At 72.2% G+C, this 4,932-nt stretch carries 5 protein-coding genes; 4 read left to right on the forward strand and 1 reads right to left on the reverse strand.

All coding sequences use genetic code 11. From position 1 onward, the window contains the following. The first annotated feature begins 124 nt into the window (after positions 1–124). On the forward strand, positions 125–1,051 hold the full coding sequence (locus A7A76_RS00165; RefSeq protein ID WP_206409290.1) for a hypothetical protein: 927 nt from the start codon (positions 125–127) through the stop codon (positions 1,049–1,051). Positions 1,052–1,105: 54 nt separating this feature from the next. Here A7A76_RS00165 and A7A76_RS00170 read toward each other — a convergent pair whose 3' ends face one another. Next, positions 1,106–1,465, reverse strand: coding sequence for a bleomycin resistance protein (locus A7A76_RS00170; protein ID WP_206409291.1), 360 nt, complete (start codon positions 1,463–1,465; stop codon positions 1,106–1,108). A 531-nt stretch (positions 1,466–1,996) separates the two neighbouring features. Between A7A76_RS00170 and A7A76_RS00175 the strand changes: the two genes are divergently transcribed. From A7A76_RS00175 to A7A76_RS00185, 3 genes are all read left to right on the forward strand, one after another. After that, entirely contained in the window at positions 1,997–3,616 is a 1,620-nt protein-coding gene (locus A7A76_RS00175) for a methyl-accepting chemotaxis protein (protein WP_206409292.1), read from the forward strand. Positions 3,617–3,638: 22 nt separating this feature from the next. Continuing rightward, a complete protein-coding gene (locus A7A76_RS00180) occupies positions 3,639–4,100 on the forward strand; it encodes a chemotaxis protein CheW (RefSeq protein ID WP_206409293.1) in 462 nt (153 codons plus the stop codon). Beyond that, the coding region (locus tag A7A76_RS00185; RefSeq protein ID WP_206409294.1) for a CheR family methyltransferase at positions 4,100–4,932 on the forward strand (833 nt) is incomplete at its 3' end. The genes A7A76_RS00180 and A7A76_RS00185, both read left to right, overlap by 1 nt.

Raw genomic sequence — 4,932 nt, forward strand, 5'->3', positions numbered from 1 at the left:
CGGCGGCGGCGCGCGCGGCGAGCATGCGCCGCGCCGCCGCCGCGATCGACGCGCCCGCGCCGGGCATCGCCGCGCGGTCATCGCCAACCGATATGATGAACGCCCGCTTCGCGAGCCGCCCCGCATGACCGCCACGGACCTCACCGACCTGCTGCTCGACGCGCTCGGCCAGCGCATCGACGATCCCGCCGCCGTCGCCCTGGCCCAGGCCCTGGGCGACAAGCCGTTCAAGAACGCTACGCCCGGCAACACCGTGCACCTGGGCAGCCGCAAGCTCGGCATCGAGGTCGGCGCGTCGATGCAGATCGACAATCGCGGGTTCTTCCCGCCGCGCAAGGACGGACGCCGCTGGGTCACCTGGGTCTCGCACGCCTTCGTCTACCCGAACTACCGCGGCGCGCTGCCGGACGGGTTCGACTGGTCGCTGGACGACGCCGCGCTGTCGGCGCGTTTCCGCCGCCGGGTCGAAGGCGGCCTGGAGGAAGTGCGCTACACCCTGCCGCCGCCGCGCGAGGGCCTGCGCGCCAAGGCCACGCTCGACGAGGACAAGAACCGGCCGCGGCATCTGCTGCTCGCCGTCGCCGAGGAAGCCGATTACGCGACCGTCTATCCCGGCGCCGATCCGGCGCATTCGGTCGAGGACGGATTCTTCGCCACTTGGTGCGCGCTGCACGGCGTGCTGCGCGAAGACCGGCTCGGCGCCGACGCGCTCGCCGCGCTGCGCGAACGCCGGATCACGCCGCTGGCCTTGCTGCGCGATGCGCTCGGCGGGTTGCTGTGGGAGAACGACGTGCGGCCCGAGCACGCCGCGTTCTGCCACGCGTACGCCAAGCGCCTGATGAAACCGGACGAGGCCAGCGCGCTGTTCGACGCGCAGGCGGTGTTCGGCGACAGCAACGCCTGGCGCAAGCCCGGCGAGGCGATGACCGAGGACCGCTGGGACGAATACGACCGGATCGCGCCGCGCTACGCGCAGCGCTGGCAGCAGTGGCGCGACGGCGAGATCCGTTCGATCGTCGATCACCCGCACGGCGCCGACGCGTCGGTGTGAGCGTGGCGCGGCTGCGGCGGGCGGACGGTCGCGGCGCCGGCGCGGCCGCCGGTCTCAGTCGCGGTCGCTGGCGAAGCGCAGGCGATTGCCGTCCGGATCGGTCACCAGCATCTCGCGGGTGTCCCAGGGCGTGTCCTGCGGCGGCTCGGTCGGGGTCACGCCGTTGGCGAGGAAGCGGCGGTGGCAGTCGTCCACGTCGGGCACGATCAGATACGCCGCGCCGCCGACCTCGCAATCGCCGGTATGTTCGGTCAGGAACAGGGACTGGCCTGCGCGGGTGATCTGCACGAACAGCGGAAAGCCCGGTTCGAAGCGGTGCTCCCAATCGACCGCGAAGCCCAGCCCGTCGACGTAGAACGGCAGGCTGCGGTCGGCGCGCAGGATGCGCAGTTGCGGGATGACGGTCTGGCGCATGCGCGGGCTCCGGTGCGGCAGCGGTGGGGCGTGGGGAAGCGAGGCCGGCCCGGCCGCTGCGGCGAACGGTCGCAGGCCGGCGGTCCCCGGCGGGCGCCGCCACTCATATCACGTTTCCCGGCGACGCCGGCCGTGGCCCGGCCTTGCCGGCCGTGCGCGTGCTCCGGGTCGTTGCGGCTCGCCGGGTTGGCCGGTATACGGCACCAGTCCGGTACGACAATTGTGAGTTTTCCGCCTTTTCCATATGCTGCCTCCGACATCAACGACCGCTTTTGGACGTGGATTGAACGTGGCGGCAGCGAATCGAGCGCGTCCGGATCCGGCCAGCCGGCGCCGCCCGACTGCGAATCCGCCCGCGCATCCATCCGCCGCAACACCGGGCCGCGGGCGCCCGCGCCGCGAGCGACGCCGGGCGTGTGCGGACCGCGTTCCCCTCAGCCCGCTCCACCCGTCCCCTTCAACCCCCGCCTGCGCCGCCGCATCGCGCCGGCGCAAGCCAGCGCCGCCGACGGCCTCCGCAGGGAACCGATCATGATCAACATCACCATTCGCCAGCGGATCGTGCTGAGCCTCGTCGTGACCTTCGGCGTGCTCGCGCTGATGGGCGGCATCGCCTGGCAGCGCCTGCTGCACATCGAAACCGAAGAGGCGGCGCTGCGCGACGACTCCATCCCCGGCATGTACGCGGCGGCGAAGATGGAATCGTCGTGGATGACCTACCACGCCAACGTGCGCGCGGTGACCGTCGCCGGCGCCGAGGACACCGCCCGCCTGGAGGAACTGGTGCGGCTGCGCCGCAGCCAGTTCGAAGCCGCCGCCGGCGCCTACGAGCGCACCATCCGCCGCGACGAGGACCGCAGCCAGTTCGGCGAGATCATGCGCCAGGCCCAGGCCGCCTTCGCCCTGCAGGCCGAGCTGATGCGCATGGTGCACGAGCGTTCGCCCGGCCTGGCCGCGGCCTGGCGCGACCGCGCCGCGCCGGTGTTCGAGCGCAACAACAACGCGCTGGCCAAGATGGTCGACAACAACCGCAGCTACGCCGCCGCCTCGGTCGCGCGCATCGACGAAGCCATCGCCGCGGCCAAGACCGGGATCGCGTTCTCCTTCCTCACGGCGCTGATCCTGTCCGGCCTGGTCGGCTTCTACCTGTGGCGCGCGATCACCCAGCCGCTGCGGCAGCTGTCCGGCGCGGTCGAGACCCTGGCCAAGGGCGATTTCAGCAAGCGCCTGGCGCTGGCGCGCAGCGACGAATTCGGCACCCTGGCCCAGGGCTACGACCGCATGACCGACGACCTGTCGCAACTGGTCGGGCAGGTGCAGTCCTCGGGCATCCAGGTCAATTCCTCGATCAACGAAATCACCGCTACCTTGCGCGAGCAGCAGGCCTCGGCCGCGCAGATCGCCGCCACCACCACCGAGATCGGCGCGACCTCGCGCGAGATCGCCGCCACCTCCAAGGAGCTGGTGCGCACGATGGACACCGTCTCGGCCGCGGCCGAGCAGACCTCGTCGCTGGCCGGCAGCGGCCAGGCCGGGCTGGCGGAGATGGAGGAATCGATGCGGCGCATGATCGACGCCACCGCCGCGATCAGCGCCAAGCTGGCGGTGCTGGCCGACAAGGCCAACAACATCAGCCAGGTGGTCACCACCATCACCAAGGTCGCCGACCAGACCAACCTGCTCTCGCTCAACGCCGCGATCGAAGCGGAAAAGGCCGGCGAATACGGCCGCGGCTTCTCGGTGGTGGCCACCGAGATCCGCCGCCTCGCCGACCAGACCGCGGTGGCCACGCTCGACATCGAGCAGATGGTGCGCGAGATCCAGTCGGCGGTGTCGGCCGGCGTGATGGGCATGGACAAGTTCTCCGAGGAAGTGCGGCGCGGTACCCACGACGTGCAGCAGGTCGGCGGCCAGCTGTCGCAGGTGATCGACAACGTGCAGGCGATGGTGCCGCGCTTCGAAGCGGTCAACGAAGGCGTGCAGGCGCAGTCGGCCGGCGCCGAGCAGATCAACCTGGCGCTGAGCCAGCTCAGCGAGGCCGCGCAGCAGACGGTGGAAGCGCTGCGCCAGTCCAACCAGGCCATCGACGAACTGCACCACGTCAGCGCCGGGCTGCGCGACGGCGTGGTCAAGTTCAAGTTGCTGGCCTGAGCGCGGCGGAGCCGAGGCGCGCGTGCTGTTCCTGGTCTTCCAGCTCGATGCCGAACGCTACGCGCTCGACGCGGCGACGGTGGCGGCGGTGCTGCCGCGGGTGGAGCTGCGGCGGCTGCCGCAGGCGCACGCGGCGGTGGCCGGGGTGTTCGACTACCGCGGCGAGGTGGTGCCGGTGATCGACCTGTGCGCGCTGGCGCTGCAGCGGCCGGCGCGCGATGCGATGAGCACGCGCATCGTGCTGGCCGACTATCTCGACCGCAGCGGCGGCGCGCGCCGGCTCGGCCTGTTGGCCGAGCGCGTGGTCGACACGGTGCGGTTGCCGGAGGAAGCGTTCGCGCCCAGCGGCGTGGACCAGCCGCAGGCGCGCTATCTCGGCCCGGTCGCGCGCGACGCGCACGGGCTGCTGCAACGCATCGGCGTGCGCGAGCTGCTGCCCGAGGCGGTGCACGACCTGTTGTTCGCGCAGGCGGCGCAGGCCTGATGGACGCGGCCGGGTTCGAACGCTGGCTCAAGACCACGATGGGGCTGGACGCGTCCTCGGTCGGCCCGGGCGTGGTCGAGCGCGCGGTCGCCGGGCGCATGCGCGCGACCGCGTCCGCCGACGCCGCGGCCTATTGGCGGCGCCTGCTGGCGCAGCCGCTGGAGCAGCAGGAGCTGATCGAAGCGGTGGTGGTGCCGGAGACCTGGTTCTTCCGCGGCGTGGAAGCTTTCGACGCGCTGGCGCGCGCGTTCGCGCCGCTGCAGGCCGACGGCGCGCGCACGTTGCGCCTGCTGAGCCTGCCGTGCTCGACCGGCGAGGAACCCTACACCCTGGCGATGGCGCTGATCGACGCCGGCTGGGCGCCTTCGCGCCTGCGCATCGACGCCTTCGACATCAGCCAGCGCGCGTTGGCCAAGGCCGCGCACGCGGTGTACGGCGCCAATTCGTTCCGCGGCCGCGAGCTGGGCTATCGCGAGCGCCACTTCCGCGCGCTCGGTCACGGCCGCTGGCAGTTGTCGGCGCAGGCGCGCGGCTGCGTGCGCCTGCATCGCGCCAACGTGCTCGACATCGACTTCCTGCCGGCGCAGGCGACCTACGACGCGGTGTTCTGCCGCAATCTGCTGATCTATTTCGACCAGGACACCCAGGTGCGCACGGTCGGCGTGCTGGCGCGCGCGCTGGCGCCGGACGGCCTGGTGTTCGTCGGCGCGGCCGAGACCGGCCTGCTGCTGTCGCTGGGCTACGCCTCGGCGCAGATCCCGATGGCCGCCGCGTTCCGCCGCCAGCGCACGCCGCCGGCCGCATTGGCGGCCGCGCCCGAGCCGTGGCGCGC

The sequence above is a fragment of the Lysobacter enzymogenes genome, assembly GCF_017168095.1.
Classification (GTDB): domain Bacteria; phylum Pseudomonadota; class Gammaproteobacteria; order Xanthomonadales; family Xanthomonadaceae; genus Lysobacter; species Lysobacter enzymogenes_D.